General features: G+C 62.5%; 15 protein-coding genes and 1 other RNA gene. 3 read left to right on the top strand and 13 right to left on the bottom strand.

Annotation, left to right across the window (positions count from 1 at the left end; genetic code table 11):
- Positions 1–4 precede the first annotated feature (4 nt).
- The 12 genes from mraY to ASD52_RS00595 form a co-directional block, all read right to left on the bottom strand.
- The gene (mraY, locus tag ASD52_RS00645; protein ID WP_025427730.1) at positions 5–1,105 is read right to left on the bottom strand and encodes a phospho-N-acetylmuramoyl-pentapeptide-transferase; all 1,101 of its coding nucleotides are present in this window, start codon (positions 1,103–1,105) and stop codon (positions 5–7) included.
- A 236-nt stretch (positions 1,106–1,341) separates the two neighbouring features.
- Positions 1,342–2,781 (bottom strand): UDP-N-acetylmuramoylalanyl-D-glutamyl-2,6-diaminopimelate--D-alanyl-D-alanine ligase, encoded by a 1,440-nt coding sequence (locus ASD52_RS00640; RefSeq protein ID WP_057222698.1) that lies wholly within the window; start codon positions 2,779–2,781, stop codon positions 1,342–1,344.
- 1 nt (position 2,782) lies between these two features.
- Positions 2,783–4,246 carry a UDP-N-acetylmuramoyl-L-alanyl-D-glutamate--2,6-diaminopimelate ligase gene (locus ASD52_RS00635; protein WP_025427732.1) on the bottom strand — a complete coding sequence of 488 codons (1,464 nt, stop codon included), beginning with the start codon at positions 4,244–4,246 and terminating at the stop codon, positions 2,783–2,785.
- Between the two features lie 67 nt (positions 4,247–4,313).
- Positions 4,314–6,062 (bottom strand): penicillin-binding protein 2, encoded by a 1,749-nt coding sequence (locus ASD52_RS00630; protein ID WP_025427733.1) that lies wholly within the window; start codon positions 6,060–6,062, stop codon positions 4,314–4,316.
- On the bottom strand, positions 6,062–6,445 hold the full coding sequence (locus tag ASD52_RS00625; RefSeq protein ID WP_025427734.1) for a hypothetical protein: 384 nt from the start codon (positions 6,443–6,445) through the stop codon (positions 6,062–6,064). The genes ASD52_RS00630 and ASD52_RS00625 overlap by 1 nt, the downstream gene beginning before the upstream one ends.
- A gap of 7 nt (positions 6,446–6,452) precedes the next feature.
- Positions 6,453–7,478, bottom strand: coding sequence for a 16S rRNA (cytosine(1402)-N(4))-methyltransferase RsmH (gene rsmH, locus ASD52_RS00620; protein WP_025427735.1), 1,026 nt, complete (start codon positions 7,476–7,478; stop codon positions 6,453–6,455).
- 14 nt (positions 7,479–7,492) lie between these two features.
- A complete protein-coding gene (gene mraZ, locus ASD52_RS00615) occupies positions 7,493–7,933 on the bottom strand; it encodes a division/cell wall cluster transcriptional repressor MraZ (RefSeq protein WP_025427736.1) in 441 nt (146 codons plus the stop codon).
- Positions 7,934–8,521: 588 nt separating this feature from the next.
- Positions 8,522–8,921, bottom strand: an RNA gene (gene rnpB, locus ASD52_RS04865) — RNase P RNA component class A.
- Positions 8,922–9,018: 97 nt separating this feature from the next.
- Positions 9,019–10,209: an FAD-binding oxidoreductase gene (locus ASD52_RS00610; protein WP_025427737.1), complete on the bottom strand. Its 1,191-nt coding sequence runs from the start codon at positions 10,207–10,209 to the stop codon at positions 9,019–9,021.
- A 331-nt stretch (positions 10,210–10,540) separates the two neighbouring features.
- Positions 10,541–11,068, bottom strand: coding sequence for a transglycosylase SLT domain-containing protein (locus ASD52_RS00605; protein WP_025427738.1), 528 nt, complete (start codon positions 11,066–11,068; stop codon positions 10,541–10,543).
- Positions 11,069–11,296: 228 nt separating this feature from the next.
- Positions 11,297–12,061, bottom strand: a complete 765-nt coding sequence (locus tag ASD52_RS00600) for an N-acetylmuramoyl-L-alanine amidase (RefSeq protein WP_025427739.1) — start codon at positions 12,059–12,061, stop codon at positions 11,297–11,299.
- A complete protein-coding gene (locus tag ASD52_RS00595; RefSeq protein ID WP_025427740.1) occupies positions 12,058–12,765 on the bottom strand; it encodes a DnaJ family molecular chaperone in 708 nt (235 codons plus the stop codon). Before ASD52_RS00595 ends, ASD52_RS00600 begins: the two co-directional genes overlap by 4 nt.
- A 406-nt stretch (positions 12,766–13,171) precedes the next feature.
- On the opposite strand from ASD52_RS00595, the gene ASD52_RS00590 reads away from it, so the two are divergent.
- The 3 genes from ASD52_RS00590 (at position 13,172) to ASD52_RS00580 (ending at position 16,225) form a co-directional block, all read left to right on the top strand.
- Entirely contained in the window at positions 13,172–14,386 is a 1,215-nt protein-coding gene (locus tag ASD52_RS00590) for a pyrophosphate--fructose-6-phosphate 1-phosphotransferase (RefSeq protein WP_025427741.1), read from the top strand.
- A 94-nt stretch (positions 14,387–14,480) separates the two neighbouring features.
- Positions 14,481–15,116, top strand: coding sequence for a LysE family translocator (locus ASD52_RS00585; protein WP_025427742.1), 636 nt, complete (start codon positions 14,481–14,483; stop codon positions 15,114–15,116).
- A 116-nt stretch (positions 15,117–15,232) separates the two neighbouring features.
- The gene (locus tag ASD52_RS00580; protein ID WP_057211119.1) at positions 15,233–16,225 is read left to right on the top strand and encodes a lytic transglycosylase domain-containing protein; all 993 of its coding nucleotides are present in this window, start codon (positions 15,233–15,235) and stop codon (positions 16,223–16,225) included.
- Positions 16,226–16,263: 38 nt separating this feature from the next.
- Here the strand turns inward: ASD52_RS00580 and ASD52_RS00575 are convergent, their stop codons facing one another.
- Positions 16,264–17,619: a serine hydrolase gene (locus ASD52_RS00575; RefSeq protein WP_057222697.1), complete on the bottom strand. Its 1,356-nt coding sequence runs from the start codon at positions 17,617–17,619 to the stop codon at positions 16,264–16,266.
- Between the last annotated feature and the right edge of the window lie 52 nt (positions 17,620–17,671).

The raw sequence follows: 17,671 nt of genomic DNA, 5'->3' as shown, positions 1-17,671 counted from the left end.
CCGCTCACCGCAGCTTGAGGGTGGACAGGCCGACCATCGCAAGGATGACGGCGATGATCCAGAAGCGGATCACGACCTGGCTTTCCGTCCAGCCCTTCTTTTCGAAGTGGTGGTGGATCGGCGCCATCAGGAAGACGCGGCGCCCGGTGCGCTTGAACCAGAACACCTGGATGATCACCGACAGCGTTTCCATGACGAACAGGCCACCGATGATGATCATGACAAATTCATGCTTGACCGCGACGGCAACGGTGCCGATCAGGCCGCCGAGCGCCAGCGAACCGGTATCACCCATGAAGATGGCGGCGGGCGGCGCGTTGAACCAGAGGAAGCCGAGGCCGGCGCCGATGACGGCGCCGAGGATGACGGCGAGCTCGCCCGTGCCGGGCACGAAATGGATCTGCAGGTAATTGGCGAAAACGGCGTTACCGGCGAGATAGGCGATGAGGCCGAAGGCGGCCGCCGCGATCATGACGGGCACGATGGCAAGCCCATCGAGACCATCCGTCAGGTTCACGGCATTGCCGGCGCCGACGATGACGAAGCCACCGAACAGCACGAAGAAATAGCCGAGATTGATCACGAGGTCCTTGAAGAACGGGAAGGTGACCGAGGAGCCGAAGGTCGAGCCGGCAGCACCGCCCGAAAGCGACGCCTGCATCATGAAGAACACGGCAATCGCGGCGATGATGAACTCGAAGCCGAGACGCGCCTTGCCGGAAAAGCCTTTGTCCGACTGCTTGGTGACCTTGAGATAGTCGTCATAAAAGCCGATGGCGCCGAAACCGAGCGTGACGAGAAGGGTCGAGACCACATAGACGCTGGAAAGATCGGCCCACAGAAGCGATGACACGACGATGCCCGCAAGGATCATCAACCCGCCCATCGTCGGCGTGCCGGCCTTCTTGAAATGCGTCTGCGGACCATCGGCGCGGATAGGCTGACCCTTGCCCTGACGGATGCGGAGGGAGGCAATCATGCGCGGACCGAAAAGGAAAACGATCAAGGCCGAAGTGAAAAGCGCTGCACCGGTACGGAACGTGATGTAGCGAAAGAGATTGAAAAACTGAAAGTGGTCCGCCAGTTCCACGAGCCAGATGAGCATAAGGGACCTTTCCCCAAAGGTTTAAAATCGGACACCGTCCAACAGAATCATCTGAAAAACGATACGCGCTTGTATGCGAAAGTGTTAGGCCGCGCTGCCTAACCCAAGGCTGTATCCACCGCCGCCAGCATCGGCGACGACCACTACAACGCAGCGCGCCGCTTGAGGCACGCGAAGATCGTTGTCGTCATTTGGTCGACTGCATCATTGCCGCTGAACCGCTTGCAGTCCGGCAATCACGCAGTTGCTTCGTCCCCCTCGGCCTCGGGCTCCGGATAGGCTTCGATCAGCGCATGCACGATCTTGCCGCAGCCCGTGCCCTTCGAAGACTTGATCATCACCACGTCGCCGGTCGCAACCGTGCCGAGTGCATAGGCCTTCAGTTCGTCCACCGTTTCGCGGTAGACGACGGAGATTTCCGGCGGCAACGCGTCGCGCAGGTGGGCCATCAACGGCCCGGCAAGCCAGACATCGGTGATGCCGGCTTCGACGAGAGGTTTGGCGAGCGCGGCATGAACGCCGGCGGCGTGTTCGCCCATCTCCAGCATGTCGCCGAGCACGGCGATGCGGCGCCCGCCCGGCGCCGGTGCTGAATCCTGCAGCAGCGAAATCGCCGCGCGCATCGAGCTCGGATTGGCGTTGTAGCTCTCGTCGATCAGCGTCAGTGTGCCCGCGCCGATCAACAGTTGGTGCCGGCGGCCCCTGCCCGTTTCGGCCTGCATCGTCGCCAGCGACGAGGCGGCGTAGTCGACATCGGCGCCGACCAGCTTCACCGCCGCGAGCACGGCCAGCGCGTTCTCGGCGATATGACGTCCAGGAGCGCCGATGGTGATTTCCATCGTCCGGCCGCCAAGGACGGCCCAAAGCACTGAACCGTCCGCCGCACCGGCAAACTCGACGAGGCGGAACTCCGCCTTCGGGTTGACGCCGAAGGAGTGGATATAGCTGACGCCAGCCGTACCCGCGGCCTTTTCGAGCAGCTTGTACTGGGCACTGTCGTGGTTGATGACCGCGTGGCCGCCATTGACGACGCCCTCGAAGATCTCGGCCTTGGCCTCGGCGATCTGGTCCAGGCTGTCGAAGTTTCCGAGATGAGCGGCAGCGATGCTGGTGACGATTGCCACATGCGGGCGGACCATCTTCGTCAGCGGCCGGATCTCGCCCGGATGGTTCATGCCGATTTCGAAGATGCCGAAATCGGTGGCCTCGGGCATGCGCGCAAGCGTCAGCGGCACGCCCCAATGATTGTTGAACGAGGCCACGGAGGCGTGCACGCGCCCTTGCGGCACCAGCACGTGCCGCAGCATCTCCTTGGTGGTGGTCTTGCCGACGGAACCGGTGACGGCGATGATCTTCGCAGCACTGCGGTCGCGCGCCGCGCAACCGAGCCGAATCATCGCTTCAAGCACGTCGTCGACGACGATCAGTGGCGCGCTGAGGCGGCCGAGCGCCGGCAGTTTGCCTTCGCTGACAACGAGGAGTGCGGCGCCATTGGCGAGCGCAAGGCCCGCATAGTCGTGGCCATCGACCCGGTCGCCCTTGATCGCGAAGAAGGCTTCGCCCTTGCCGACCGAGCGGCTGTCGATCGATATGCCGCTTACTCCTTCGGGCAGGTTTCCAACCGGACGGCCGTTCATTGCGGCCAGAAGATCGCTGCTTGTCCAGAGCCAGTTCAAATCACAGACCTCCCAATGCCTTGCGGACTTCCGCATGATCCGAGAACGGCAGCGTGACGGAACCGACCGTCTGGCCTTCCTCATGTCCCTTGCCGGCGACGATCAGCGTGTCGCCGCTTGTCAACATGCCGACGGCGGCACGGATCGCTTCGGCGCGGTCGCCGATTTCGGTTGCACCTGGAGCCGCAGCCATGATTTCCGAGCGGATCACCTCAGGCACTTCCGAGCGCGGATTGTCATCCGTGACGATCACGACGTCGGCAAGCCGCGTGGCGATCTCGCCCATGATCGGTCGCTTGCCCTTGTCGCGGTCGCCGCCGCAGCCGAAGACCACGATAACGCGGCCCGTCGTGAACGGCCGCACCGAGGCCAGCACATTTTCGAGCGCATCGGGCTTGTGGGCATAGTCGACATAGGCAAGCGCGCCGTCCCTGGTCTGGCCGACCAGTTCGAGGCGGCCGGAGGCACCCTGCAGCTTTTCAAGCGCGGAGAACGCCGCCTTGGCGCTGATGCCGGTGGAGATCGCAAGTCCCGCCGCGACAAGCGCGTTGGCAACCTGGAAATCGCCGGCAAGCGGAATATGGATTTCGAAGATGTCGTCGCCGACATGCACTTCGGCCGACTGCTTGTGGCGGAAATGTTCGACCCGCTTCAGCGAGATGAATTCGCCCTTGCGGCCGACGGTGCGCACGTCGAGCTTGGCCTTGCGGGCAGCCGCAATCGCCTGTTCCGACCACTGGTCGTCGGCAAAGACAACCGCGGGCGCGCCCTTCGGCAGTAACGCTTCGAACAGCCGCATCTTGGACGCCATATAGTGCTCGACCGTCGGATGGTAGTCCATGTGGTCGCGGCCGAGATTGGTAAAGGCCGCAGCCGAAAGCTTGACGCCGTCGAGCCGGCTCTGGTCGAGGCCGTGGCTGGAAGCCTCCATCGCCGCATGGGTGACGCCGGCATCTGCGAGTTCGGCAAGAAGCTTGTGCAGGGAAACCGGATCGGGCGTGGTGAGAGAACCGTAGTCGTTGCGGCCGGGCGCCACCACGCCTGTCGTGCCGATCATCGCGGCAGCAAGGCCCGAATGCGCCCAGATCTGCCGGGTGAAGGAGGCGACCGAGGTCTTGCCGGCCGTGCCCGTCACCGCAACCATCGTCTCAGGCTGGCGACCGTAGAACGCGGCGGCGGCGCGCGCGAGAAAGGCGCGCGGGTTGCCGAGCGAAAGAACGGGTGCGGAGGATCCATCAGGCTTGACGCCGGATTCAGCGACGACGGCAACGGCGCCGCGCGCAAGCGCGTCGACGATATAGCTGGTGCCGTTTGCCTTGGTGCCGGAGACGGCGACGAAAAGATCTCCTGGCTGCACATGCCGGCTGTCGGCCGTAATGCCGGCAACCTCGATCTGCGAGGAAGCGCCATCCAGTTGCGCAGAAAGTTCAGGGAAGCTCGTTCCCGCCAGGTCTTTTATCTTCATGAACCGCACGTCTCACATCGCTCTCAATTCGCCGGAATCGCGAATCGTCCGCATTCTCATTTCATGCCTAATAAGACACAAGCATGGCAGAACCATCTTCTCCGAACTTCGGTTCGACGCCGAGAAGCGGTGCGGAGCGGCTGATGATGTCGCGAACCATGGGCGCGGCATTCGAGCCGGCGGTCCGTCCGCCGCCTTCGCCGGTCTTCGGCGCGTCAATGAAAGTCAGCACGATGTACTTCGGATTGTCGATCGGAAACGCTGCGAGAAAGGCGTTGAAGTTCTGGTCGCTGGCATAGCGGCCGTTGACGACCTTGTCGGCCGTGCCGGTCTTGCCGCCGACGTTGAAGCCCGGCACCTGCGCGCGCTTGCCCGAACCGGCGATGCCGTTCCAGCGAAGCAGAAAGCGCATGTCGTCGCTGGTGCTTTTCTTGACGACCGTCGTCGCCAGTTCATCGGCCTGCTCCTGCGAGCGTGGCAGGAAGGTCGGCGGGATCAGCTTGCCGCCGTTGACGAGCGCGGCACCTGCGACAGCCGTCTGCAGCGGCGTCGTCGAAACGCCGTGGCCGAAGGAGATGGTGATCGAGTTGATCTTCTTCCATTCGCGCGGCTGGCTCGGGGATTTGACTTCCGGCAGCTCGGTCGGCAGCTTCGACAGCAGGCCGATCCGGGTCAGAAATTCCTTGTGGCCGGGAATGCCGATCAGGTCGGCGATCTTGGCGGTGCCGATGTTCGACGAATACTGGAAGATTTCCGGAACGGTCAGCACCCGGCGCTTGCCGTGGAAGTCCTTGATGGTGAAGCCGCCGATGCGGATCGGTGCCGAGGCGTCGAAGCTGTCGTTGAGCGTTACCTTGCCGGAATCGAGACCCATGGCGATCGTGAACGTCTTGAAGGTGGAGCCCATCTCGAACGTGCCGTTCGACATGCGGTTCATCCAGCCCTCTTCGGCACCTTCGGCCGGCTTGTTCGGGTCGTAATCGGGGACCGACGCCAACGCCAGCACTTCGCCGGTATTGACGTCGAGCACCACGGCCCCGGCGGCCAGCGCCTGGTAGTTCTTCATGCCGGCATCGATGACGTCGCGCACGATGTTCTGCACCCGAACGTCGATCGACAGCTTGACCGGCTCGAGCTTGGCATCGCTGGTCATGCCGATGGCGGCGAGATCGGCGAGCCCCTGCCCGTCGATGTAGCGCTCCATGCCGGCAACACCGCGGTTGTCGATGTTGACGTGGCCGAGAACATGGGCGGCGGTCGGGCCGCCCGGATAGAAGCGGCGCTTTTCCGGCCGGAAACCGACGCCGGGAATGCCGAGCGCCAGGATTTCGCTCTGCTGCTTCGGGGTCAATTGGCGGCGCAGCCACTGGAAGCGCGATTTCGACTTCAGCTTGTTGTAGATGTCGCGGGCGTTGAGATCGGGCAGCACGGTTGCAAGCCGCTCGACCGCCTCATCCGCATCGACGATCTTGTGCGGCTCGGCATAGAGAGAGACCGTGCGGATGTCGGTGGCGAGGATCTCGCCGTTGCGGTCGAGAATATCCGGGCGCGAGGCCATCAGATTGTCGGCGCGGCCGATACTCGAAACCGTCTCCGGCTGCGCCATGCCGTATTGCACCAGGCGGCCACCGATGACCGCATAGACGATGCCGAAGCTGGCGATGATGATCGCCACGCGGTTCTTCGCCTGATTGGTGGTCTTCTTGCGTGTGCCCTGGAAGGTGACGTTGAGCTTGGCCTCGGCCGGCAGGTTGTTGCCGCCTGCGGAGAAATGCGCCTTGCTCTTCAAGACCATGATGCGGGAGAGAAACGACATCAGCGCGCCACCGAACCTGTTGCGATATTATCGGTCTTTTTCTCCGACGCCTTGGCGGCGGCGAGCTTCTTTTCTTCTTCCGTCGGCGGCACGTCGGCCTTCAGCATCGGCAGCTCCTGCGGGCGCACGAGTTGCGTCGACGGCGTCGGTGCCAGTTGCAGATCAGCGCCGAAGGCGCCAACCAGACGTTCCAGCCGGTTCGGCTGCGTCAGCAGCGCCCAGTCGGCGCGCAGAAGGTCGATCGTGTCTTCTTCCAGCTTGATGGCGGCATCGAGCCTGCGCACCTCTTCCAGCTTGTTTTCGGCACGATGCTTGATCGTGTAGGTGACCGTGGCGGCTGCCGTCATGACGACGATCAGGACTATGTCGAGTGTTCGCAGCATATCTCTCTCAGCCCCCCAACCGTGCAAGGCTCGCCAGTTCCGGCAGATTGAAAATGGATAGATCGTTTCCCGGCGATGGCGCTTCCGTGCGGATACCGGCTCTGAGCTTGGCAGACCGGGCGCGCGGATTGAGGGACGCTTCTTCCTCGCTGGCGGCCACCATAGGCTTTCCAACTGGTGTGAAGGTTGCCGCACGCGCGGTCACCAGTGGCAGATGGCGCGAACCCGCAGCCTTGCCCGAGCGATCCTGGAAGAAAGCCTTGACGATCCGGTCTTCGAGCGAATGGAAGGTGACGACCACGAGACGGCCGCCCGGCTTCAGCGCCCGCTCGGCGGCAAAAAGCGCCTGGGCGAGTTCGCCGAGTTCATCGTTGACGAAGATGCGCAGCGCCTGGAAGACGCGGGTTGCCGGATGGATCTTGTCCTTGGCCTTGCGCGGAGTGACGATTTCGATCAACCCGGCGAGATCGCGGGTGGTTTCGAACGGCGTTTCGGCCCGGCGCTTTTCGATGGCGCGGGCGATGCGGCCCGACTGCTTTTCCTCGCCGAGGAAACCGAAGATGCGGATGAGATCGGAAACCTTGGCCCGGTTGACGACGTCGGCGGCAGAAACGCCGGCTGCCGACATGCGCATGTCGAGCGGGCCCTTCTTCTGGAAGGAGAAGCCGCGCTCGGCCTCGTCGATCTGCATCGACGACACGCCGATATCGAGCACCACGCCGTCGAGACTGCCGGCGGGCGCATGCTCGGCGAGCTGCGAAAAACGGGAGTGAATGAGCTTGAGCTTACCACCCGCGGCCGCAGCCATCGACTGGCCCGCGGCGATCGCCGTCGGATCGCGATCGAGCGCGATCACATCGGCGCCAGCATCGAGGATGGCGGATGCATAACCGCCGGCACCAAACGTGCCGTCGAGAATGACCTTGCCGGGGGCCGGATCGAGCGCCGCGAGAACCTCGCTCAGGAGGACGGGAATGTGACGGACCGGTCCGCCATCGGCTTCAGAAGTTCCTCCGCCTTGTTCCGTCACCATTCCGCCTCTCCATTCTATTCCGGACGCAACCCCCGTGATTTGCGCCCTTCCCGGGCCGCCGCTTGCGCCTTTGCAAAGGCCTGCGGCTCCCAGAGCTGAAAATAATCGCCCCGCCCGACGAACATCACGTCGGTCGAGATACCGGTGAAGTCGCGGATGAAATCCGTCACCATCAACCGACCTTCCGGATCGAGCTTGACGAAGACCCCGCCCCCGTGAACGAGCAGCGACATCTCGTTGGCCGCCGGAGAAAAAGGATCCTCGGCCGCCATCTGCCTCTCGAACCGATCCAGGAGCTCCGGCCCACCGACGCTGATCGCCGGAAAGACGAAATCCTGGAAGCAGTATAGCTCTCGAACGCCTCCATCCGACAGCACGGAACGAAACGCCGAAGGCACGGACACCCGCCCCTTTGCATCGATCCGATTGGTAGCATTTGACAAGAAGCGGTTCATGACGCGAAACGGCCGCCCAAGACTGACGGGCCATTATCATCGACCCGCGGGAACACTCGACCACACCCACAAAACGCCCCCGCCGGACACCAACATGTCCGCCCATCTCCCGAAGCCGGGAGACACTGGAATTTTGCGATGACGGGCCACGACGCGGCCCTTGCGCAGTACCATTATGGGATATCATGGGACCATATGGGCGTCAATGGGATTGGCTCTTGAACAGCTGGGTAGCTGATCAAATATTGATAGGTTGTTAAGTTTAACGAAGGGTTACGAAAGCACCCCCGATGCCTCGCAATGCGACGGCCAAACGGCTTCAAATCGTTGGGAAATCGGAATATCAGCAAGATTGCAGCCAAGCGGGCGGACGGCGCTGCGGCCATGGTTTTCGCGTCCTAGCTGGCACAAAGAGCAAAGGACGTCAGCCGAACTTGCGCTGCCCAAAGCCTCGCTGCTGCTAAGAGCATCGCCGTCTACTGCATGTATCCTTAAATCGTATTCGATTTAAGGATACATGCAGCAATTCGAAGTGCTACCGCGACCTTTGCGCGTCTAACAAGACGCGCGGCGCTATAGAAGGAAGAAATCGCCAGTTGGCCTGTAAGCCGGGTTCTGTATGGCCCCATTGCCCGAAGACAACGGAACGTGGCAGCCATTCATCTGGGACTACGTTTGCACGCAGCCTCTTGCAACCCACCCGGATGACTGGCCCGGAAACAGGCTGGACGCTTGCGCGCCCGCGTCATCCCTATTCGGTCTTGCTCCCGGTGGGGTTTGCCGTGCCGTCCATGTCGCCATGTCCGCGGTGGGCTCTTACCCCACCCTTTCACCCTTACTCCGCAAGCGGAGCGGTTTGCTTTCTGTGGCACTTTCCCTGAGGTCGCCCTCGCCGGACGTTATCCGGCACCGTATTTCCGTGGAGCCCGGACTTTCCTCCCCCCGCGGCCTTTCGGCACTTGCGGAGCGCGGCTGCCCGGCCAACTGGCAGGCGGTCCTTAACCGACCGGGAAGCCGAGCGCCAGAGAAAAACGGCGATCTCGACGTTTCGGCTTTGGCACGCCGCCACACTTTTACTTCAGTGCTTAGCGGAACGAGACGGCGAAATCCGTTTCATAGGCCGGATCGTCGATCCGACCATCCATCACCAGCTTGGCGCCAAGCCGACCGATCTCGTCGGAGCTTTTCGCCGCCTGGCCGTTACCACCCGTGACGACGGCAATACGATCGCCGCCGGCAAAGCCGATATAGGGAAAGCCGTGGCGGGTGAACGACGTCACGCAGGGGCGGAAATGCGTCGAAGCGGGCTTGAAGCCGGGCATCACCTCGGCGAGCAATCCGCCCATGTGTTCCGCTGCTCCGGCGCCGGCGCTGCCCCGGAACCACGCCCGCACCTCGGGCTCGCTCTTGAGAATGCGGTCGGTCGGATCGCCGCCGATCTTGATGTAATGCTTGCCGTCGGCATAGGCGACCGGCGGCAGCAGGTAGTAGCTCTTCGCCTGCTCCGGCGACGCACCGATCAGCGATGGCATATGGTCATAGGTTGGCAGATCGTCAGCCGCGACCTCCGCGAAGAACACGGTGCGCGCCTTGACGACGAGGTCGATCGGTCGGGGAAGAAGCGTGTCGGAAAGGGAAAACCCGCCGGCGGCAACGATCACGCGTCCCGCAGTGAGTGTTGCGCCCTCTGTCGTCGTGACGACGACGCGGTCGCCGGCCTCGGATACGGACGCCACTTCGCTGCGGACAATCCGGGCGCCGGCCTTTTCCGCACAGATCGTCTGCGCCAGAACGAGCGCATGTGGATTGATGTAGCCGGCCCCTTGCGCCTCGTGGATGCCGGCAAAGCCCTGGGGGAAACGGAACCAGGCAAAGCGTTCGGACAGTGCATCTTCGTCCAGAAGCGGCGCCTCGACGCCGAGCGCGTCGCGAGCCTTGGCGACCTTCTCGATATAGTCGTAGCTTCCGCCCGGCGCCGGGCCGGCGATCAGGCAGCCGACTTCCGCATAGAAATCGATGCCGCTTTGCCCGGCGATCTCTCTGTAACGGTCGATGGAACGCTTGGCGAGACGCGCCCAGACGGGATCGTCGTCGATCGTGCGGGTGATTCGGGCATTGTCGTAATGGCTGGAAAAGACGCCGCCGTGATTGGCCCAGTCGCTGGGCTCGTCCGGCCCGACCAAGGCCACCCGTGCGCCGGAAAGCGCCAGGTACCGTGCTGCGGCCGCCCCCATCATGCCCTTGCCGACAATGATGAAATCAAAGCTTTCCGACATGTCCGTCCCCATCATCTCGATCAGGCGGAGATAGCATGTCAGTGCAGTTATGACACTGCGGGGGCATCACATTTCGAAGTTCGCCGGAACGCGAGACCTGTCCGGCTGGAGCATCTGCCACCGCTCAAGGACGGTCAGCGGATGATGCTCGGTATTCGATAGAATACAATGCCCCTTACTGCATAATTCCTTAAATCGGATCCGATTAAGGACGAAATTATGCAGCAAGTTTAAAGTGCTACAGCGACCTTTGCGCGTCTAATAAGACGCGCGGCGCTGTAAAACATGCTTTGCGCGCACGACCTGGTGCGCGCCATACGGACGGCATCACTTAGTCGATGATGCTCTGGACCTTGCCGCAGTAACGCTTGGAGACCGGGTTCATGCGCTTGGCAGCGTGGCCGGCATTGTACTTCAGGATGGTGCCGCAGGTGGTGCCGCCGGAAAGCTCATGCGCCACAGCAAGATACTTCATGCCGAACTTGATGTTCGTTTCGGGATCGTAGAGACCCTTGGAGGAGCCGGAATAGCCCATCATGCGCGCCGTCGCCGGCTTGATCTGCATCAGGCCGATTTCGCCGGCACTGCCGCGCGCCATGGCATTGAAATTGCTTTCGACCTTGACCACCGCATGGGCCAGGTCCGCCGGAACGCCGTACTGCTTGGCGTAGGACTGGATCAGGATTGTGTACTGCGTGCCTTCTAAGATTTCCGGTTTCGGGTAACCTGTCGTCCGTGTAACTGACTTGAGGGATGAGGTCTTGATGGTCTTGTCGATATTCCCCGCATACGACGTACCAATCCCGGCGAAGAACATGCCAAAGCATGCCGCCACCGCAGCAACAGACGATATTCTCATGTAGTTTGAAGTCTCCGGTCTGGGGAATGGGCGGCACGGCGCACCCCGCCGTTCAAGCCTCACTTCCCGATCGTTTCATTGACAGGAAATGAGCGTTGCGCCCTGACGTTCCCTGCAGTTCCAATCAGCGGCAAATGAATGCCGCATCATGGTAAACATGTGGCAACGCAGCAAATTTGTGCGACAAAAGACCGGGAAAGCTAATTTAGCACGCAAAAATTTTGCGCGTCAGGCACCAAACTGCGGTAGTCCCGCAAGCAGACGGTGCAACGTATCGAGGGTCGAGATATCGGCGATGCCGTCGACCCTTTCCTGGCGAAAATGCCGTTGGAAGGCGGCGACGGCGCCCTCGGTTTTTTCGCAGAATTCGCCAGTGACTTCAATGCCGTAACCATAGAGCGACAGCATGGACTGGATCGCCTCGACCGGTTGGCCGTGATCGCCGCGCTGAAAAAAGCGACCGCCGCCGATCGGCGCCGGCTCCACCCAGTGCCCGACGCCCTCGCGATGCAGGCGATCCCACGGAAATTTTTCACCCGGATCGACCTTGCGAATTGGCGCAATATCGCTGTGTGCGAGGACCCGTTCCGGGGCGATCGACCACCGTTCGCCACAGTCCCGACACAATTCGACGACCGCAGCGATCTGTTTTTCGGGAAAATCCGGTAGCCCGCCGGGGTGACCGGCGTTGGCGATCTCGATGCCGATCGAGCAGGAATTGATGTCCGTCTCGCCCTTCCAGAAGCTTTTGCCCGCATGCCAGGCCCGCAGCGTCTCCGGCACGAGCTGGTCGACGCGACCGTCCTCGTGGACGAAATAGTGGCTCGAAACCTGGCTTTCCTGGCGGCACAGCCATTCGAGCGCAGATTTCGCCGTCGGCATCCCAGTGTAGTGAAGCACGATCATATCGGGCACCCGCGCATCCGCACGGTCGCCGAAGTTGGGCGACGGCATGAAACGTGCACCCGAGTAGTCGCAGTATTTCGACGTCATGCGGCGCGGCGTTCTCTCTCGATCGCCTCATAGGCGGCGTTCAGCGCGGCCATGCGGTCATTGGCGATCGCATGGAACTCTTGCGGCACGCCACGCGCAACCAGCATGTCCGGATGGTTCTCGGACACCAGCACGCGGTAGTGCTTGCGGATCTTAGCAAAGTCGTCCTTGGGCGAAACGCCGAGCACCTGATAGGGATCGCGGCCGTCGCTGTGCACGTGGCGCGCCATGATCCGTTCGAAATGCGCTTCGTCCATGTGGAAGATCTCGGCGACCCGCATCAGGAAGGCCAGTTCCTTTTCATGCACCGCGCCGTCGGACTTGGCGATGTGGAACAACCCGTCGATGATGTCTTCCAGGATCGGGCAATTGCTCTCGCAGGACGAGCAGAGCGACGCCATCTTCTCGGCATAGGCTTCGAAACCGGCGACGTCCTGGCGCGCGAGGTTATAGAGACGGGCAACATTCTGGGCCTGATCGGCGGGAAACTCGAAGATATCGCGAAAGGCCGAGACCTCCGCCTCGGTCACGACGCCGTCGGCCTTCGCCATCTTGGCCGAAAGCGCGATCATCGCCACGGAGAAAGCCACCTTGCGCCGGGTTTCCGGGTCGCCTTCGAACAGTGTGCGCACGGCCTCGACCACACCGGCAAGTGCGTTGCCGGTGGCGGTGACGATTTTGAGGAGGCTATCCCAGAATGACATGCACGATTTTCCTGTCTCTCCAGCCTATAGCATGGACTATTGTGGTGGCAAATTGCAAGCGGTGGCCTGCGGCGAACCACGGGAATGACGAATTTGTGATGGCCCCTCACTATTGTCAATCCGTTGCGGTAACGTTGCGCCAGCGCGAGGGTTCCCATCTGTTCCCTGGGGAACAGGTCAGCACCTTCGGGAAGAGGCTCAACCCCCTGCCCCACAGCGGGTTGGCGCCGAGCCTGCCTCTTGCCGCCGCGGTTTGCGCGGCATCATGTCCACGGTCGTTTTCGAGACCGAGGCGACAAAACCCAAGCACTTGCCGACCGGACATCCACAGACCTGTCATTTAACTTCCATCGGATTTACGCTAGAGAGGCCCCACCAATTGCATGCCGAATCCCGAGGAGGAAACATGGCCAAGAAGAAAGTCGCAATGCTGACGGCCGGCGGGCTGGCGCCTTGCCTGTCATCCGCCGTTGGTGGCCTGATCGAACGCTACACCGACATCGCGCCCGACTACGAGCTGGTGGCCTACCGCTCCGGCTACCAGGGCGTGCTGCTTGGCGACCGCATCGAGATCACCAGGGACATGCGCGAAAATGCGCATATCCTGCACCGCCACGGCGGCTCACCGATCGGCAACAGCCGCGTCAAGCTCACCAACGCTGCCGACTGCGTCAAGCGCGGCCTGGTCAAGGAGGGTGAAAACCCGCTGCGCGTCGCTGCCGAGCGCCTCGCCTCCGACGGCATCGGCATCCTGCACACGATCGGTGGCGACGACACCAACACCACCGCCGCCGACCTTGCCGCCTATCTCGGCGCCAATGGCTACGACCTGACGGTCGTCGGCCTGCCGAAGACGGTCGACAACGACGTGGTGCCGATCCGCCAGTCACTCGGCGCCTGGACGGCCGCCGAACATGGCGCCCGCTTCTTCGATCATGTCAGCAACGAACAGAGCGCTGCCCCGCGCACGCTCGTCGTCCATGAAGTCATGGGCCGTCACTGCGGCTGGCTGACGGCGGCAACCGCCCGCTCCTATGTCCAGATGACTGAGGACAAGCAGTTCGTCGACGGCTTCATGATGAACAAGCAGCTGAAGAACATCGACGGCCTCTACCTGCCCGAGATCAAGTTCGACCTCGAGGCCGAGGCCGAGCGGCTGCGCGCCGTCATGAACCACTCGGGCTTCGTCACGCTGTTCGTCAGCGAAGGCGCCTGCCTCGACGCGATCGTCGCTGAGCGGGAAGCTGCCGGCGAAACCGTCAAGCGCGACGCCTTCGGCCACGTGAAGATCGACACCATCAATGTCGGCAACTGGTTCTCCAAGCAGTTCGCGGCCCTTCTCGGCGCCGAGCGGTCGATGGTGCAGAAGTCGGGCTACTACGCCCGCTCCGCGCCGGCAAACGTCGACGATCTCCGCCTGATCCAGAGCATGGTCGACCTGGCGGTCGAAAGCGCACTTAACAAGGTCTCCGGCGTCACCGGCCACGACGAGGATCAGGGCGGCAAGCTGCGCACCATCGAGTTCCCGCGCATCAAGGGCGGCAAGCACTTCGACACCTCGACGAAGTGGTTCGGCAACGTCATGGATGTCATTGGCCAGAAGTGGCAGGCGGAAGACTGATCAGAGATCTCTGATTAACAGTTGACGGCTCCGCGCCTTGGTGGCTCCCTCCCGAGATCAGTCTCGGAAAGCCCTCAAGCGCGGAGCCTTTTTCATGTCGTTCGAACACTGGTTTGCCTTTGCCGCTGCCTCTGCAGTGCTGCTCGCCATTCCCAGCCCGACCATATTGCTCGTCATTTCCTATGCGCTCGGCCATGGCCGCAAGACGGCGGGCGCGACGGTTGCCGGCGTGGCGCTCGGTGATTTCACCGCCATGACCGCATCGATGCTCGGGCTCGGCGCACTGCTCGCCACCTCCGCTGCGGTCTTCACCGTGTTGAAATGGGTGGGGGCCGCCTATCTCGTCTGGCTCGGCATCCAGCTCTGGCGGGCACCGGTTGCCGGAAGCGAAGGTACCGGTGAGCATGCGCCCGCCAAGGAACGGCCGCTGCGCATCTTTTTCCATGCCTATGCCGTCACCGCACTCAACCCGAAGAGCATCGTCTTCTTCGTCGCCTTCCTGCCGCAGTTCCTCGATCTGTCGCAGCCGCTCTTTACCCAGATGGCGATTTTCGAGGTAACGTTCCTGACGCTCGCCATCCTCAACGCAAGCCTCTATGCAGCGCTTGCGACCGCCGCCAAAAGCACGATTTCGAAGCCGAATATCAGGCGGATCGTCAACCGCACGGGCGGCTCGCTGCTCATCGGCGCCGGGCTTCTGACGGCAACCATGAAGCGGGCGTCGGCCTGAAATTCGCTCGTGCGCTTGCTGCGCGACGCCCCATGGGTTAATGGAGATTCACGCATGGCGGCTAATCGCCGTTGATTTGCCGGGGCTGCGGGGCCCAGAAGCACGAAAGTGACAGCATGCCGAAATTCCGTATTTCCCTTTCAAAACAGACGTTTGGCGTGGCAGCTATTCTGTCGGCGACACTCGTCTCCGGGTGCTCGACTGTCGAGCATACCTCGGTGGAAGAGCTTACGGCCGTGCAGACGGTCACCCCGCTTGCAAAACCCGGCACCGAAATGACGGCCTATGCCCTTCCGACACCGGATGGCGCGGCAACCGCGGCATCCGCTGCCCTGTCGGCACAAACGGCCGGCATGGCAACCACCTTTCCCGTCGGCACTGATCTCGCGCAGGCCGCCGGTCCGGCACCGACGGTCGTCGCCGTTCCCGGCGGCAAGCCGGGCGCAGCGCAGGCCGTCGCCATGGCGACGCCGGTAGCAGCTTCTGCCAATGCCGCTGTCCTGCCGGAAAGCGCATCCGCCCTCGTCTCGCCGAAGACGAGCCGCGTCCAGGATCTTCCCGTTTCGACGCTTGCCGTTGCTGCCGCGATGGAATCGGACTTCGACACCGGCGAGCCCGTCGGCCTCGAAACGCTCGTCGCCAACCGCATGATCGTGCCCACCGAAAAGCCGAAGATGGGCGTGATCGGTTCGAGCGTCGCCGCCGTTGCCAGCGTCATTCCCGATTCGATGAAGCTGACCAAGGCGCCGACCAGCTCGCGCCCGGAACTCGACAAGCTCATCAAGCATTACGCCGACCTCAACGGCATTCCCGTCGAGCTCGTGCACCGCGTCGTCAAGCGCGAGAGCAACTACAACCCGCGCGCCTACAGCAAGGGCAATTACGGTCTGATGCAGATCCGCTACAACACCGCCAAGGGGCTCGGCTACGAAGGCCCGGCCGAAGGCCTGTTCGATGCGGAAACCAACCTGATGTATGCGACCAAGTACCTGCACGGCGCCTGGATGGTTGCCGACAACAAGCACGACGGCGCGGTCAAGCTCTATGCCAGCGGCTATTACTACCACGCCAAGCGCAAGGGCCTGCTCGAAGAACTCGGCATGAAATAACGACGCCGGATCGTTTTGGTGAACGTTTCAGGAGGCGCTCAATCGAGCGCCTCTATTATTTTGGCGTTGAGCTGCTGCACGTCGTAACCACCGCGTGACGGCGTCAGCCCCAGGCGCACGACCGCAAGGCGAAGCGAAGGCACCAGCAAGATCGCCTGCCCGTCATGCCCGAGCATCCAGAAGGCATCGGCAGGAAAGACGCCTGTGCCGGCGCGAACCCCATTCTCCTGCAGCCACACCTGGCCCGCGCCATATTCGCCGCCGGATGCCTTGGTCGGCGTCCGCATGAAAGCGACATAATCCCTAGGCAACAGCCCCCTACCCTTCCAGTTGCCGTCCTGAAGCAGGAATTGCGCAAAACGCGCCCAGTCGCGCGCCGTTGCATACATGTAGGACGATCCGACAAAGGTGCCGCTGGCATCGGTCTCGAGCACCGCACTCGTCATCCCGAGCGGCAGGAACAGGGCATCGCGCGGATAGGCAAGCGCTGCGGCGGGGTCGTCGAAGCTTTGCATCCAGAGCCGCGACAACAGCGTGCTCGTGCCGCTGGAATAGCTGAAGGTCGAGCCCGGCTTCGATGTCGCCGGCTTGGCTGCGGCGAAGCCCGCCATGTCCCTTTCGAGATAGAGCATGCGCGTTACATCGCTGACATTGCCGTAGCCCTCGTTGAACTCGAGGCCGCTCTCCATTCCCATGAGGTCGGCAAGCCTGATCTTGGCGCGCGCGTCGCCGCTCCATTCCGGCAGCAGGCCGGCGCGCGTCACGTCCATGTGCCCTTCGGCGACGCGCATGCCGATCAGCGCTGATGTCACCGATTTGGTCATCGACCAGCCGAGAAGCGGCGTCGAGCGATTAAAGCCCGCGCCGTAGGTCTCGGCAATCAGATGTCCGTCGCGCACCACCGAGATCGCGCGCATGCCAGGACCGGCAAGGTTGCCATCCTCGATCAATGACTGAACGGCCGGATCGATATCCGCCTTGTCGCCGTCCGGCCAGGAGACATCGGCCGATCGGGCGATGTCAGGCGTCGACGGCTCCACCGCTGGAGCCAGGGCAGCGAGATCGTCGTCGGAAACGTTGGCGCAGCCGAGCCCTGGGCGATAGACCGCATGGGCCGGGGCGGCAAAGCCGAAGATGCGGGCAGACACCAGCCGCTTCTCCCGGTCGACCGAGACGCTGATGAATTTCAACAACGGATGGCCCGGCGCCTGGACGTCGTCGGCAAGCACCGCCTGCCCGTCACGCCCGGCGATGAAGACATTCGAGCAGACGATCTTGGCGGCGTAGCCATCGCCGACCTTCAGCAGCCCCGGCGGCGCCACGGCCAGCCACCCACCGACGCAGGCAATGGCCACGACAACAGCAGCCCCGACAGTTTTCAATACGCGTGCCATCGCATTCTCCCGTCTGACGCGAGAGAGAGAAGCAGCATTTGAACGAAAGGAA

This window comes from Ensifer sp. Root142, assembly GCF_001426785.1.
Classification (GTDB): Bacteria; Pseudomonadota; Alphaproteobacteria; order Rhizobiales; family Rhizobiaceae; genus Ensifer; species Ensifer canadensis.
Note: the sequence above shows the minus strand (reverse complement) of the source record. Positions and strands in the feature narration are given on the sequence as shown.

Coding starts and splice junctions, on each gene's coding strand:
- mraY (WP_025427730.1), bottom strand. CDS start 1,105: ATGCTCATCTGGCTCGTGGAACTGGCGGACCACTTTCAGTTTTTCAAT.
- ASD52_RS00635 (WP_025427732.1), bottom strand. CDS start 4,246: ATGAAGATAAAAGACCTGGCGGGAACGAGCTTCCCTGAACTTTCTGCG.
- ASD52_RS00630 (WP_025427733.1), bottom strand. CDS start 6,062: ATGTCGTTTCTCTCCCGCATCATGGTCTTGAAGAGCAAGGCGCATTTC.
- ASD52_RS00625 (WP_025427734.1), bottom strand. CDS start 6,445: ATGCTGCGAACACTCGACATAGTCCTGATCGTCGTCATGACGGCAGCC.
- rsmH (WP_025427735.1), bottom strand. CDS start 7,478: ATGGTGACGGAACAAGGCGGAGGAACTTCTGAAGCCGATGGCGGACCG.
- mraZ (WP_025427736.1), bottom strand. CDS start 7,933: ATGAACCGCTTCTTGTCAAATGCTACCAATCGGATCGATGCAAAGGGG.
- ASD52_RS00610 (WP_025427737.1), bottom strand. CDS start 10,209: ATGTCGGAAAGCTTTGATTTCATCATTGTCGGCAAGGGCATGATGGGG.
- ASD52_RS00605 (WP_025427738.1), bottom strand. CDS start 11,068: ATGAGAATATCGTCTGTTGCTGCGGTGGCGGCATGCTTTGGCATGTTC.
- ASD52_RS00600 (WP_025427739.1), bottom strand. CDS start 12,061: ATGACGTCGAAATACTGCGACTACTCGGGTGCACGTTTCATGCCGTCG.
- ASD52_RS00595 (WP_025427740.1), bottom strand. CDS start 12,765: ATGTCATTCTGGGATAGCCTCCTCAAAATCGTCACCGCCACCGGCAAC.
- ASD52_RS00590 (WP_025427741.1), top strand. CDS start 13,172: ATGGCCAAGAAGAAAGTCGCAATGCTGACGGCCGGCGGGCTGGCGCCT.
- ASD52_RS00585 (WP_025427742.1), top strand. CDS start 14,481: ATGTCGTTCGAACACTGGTTTGCCTTTGCCGCTGCCTCTGCAGTGCTG.
- ASD52_RS00580 (WP_057211119.1), top strand. CDS start 15,233: ATGCCGAAATTCCGTATTTCCCTTTCAAAACAGACGTTTGGCGTGGCA.
- ASD52_RS00575 (WP_057222697.1), bottom strand. CDS start 17,619: ATGGCACGCGTATTGAAAACTGTCGGGGCTGCTGTTGTCGTGGCCATT.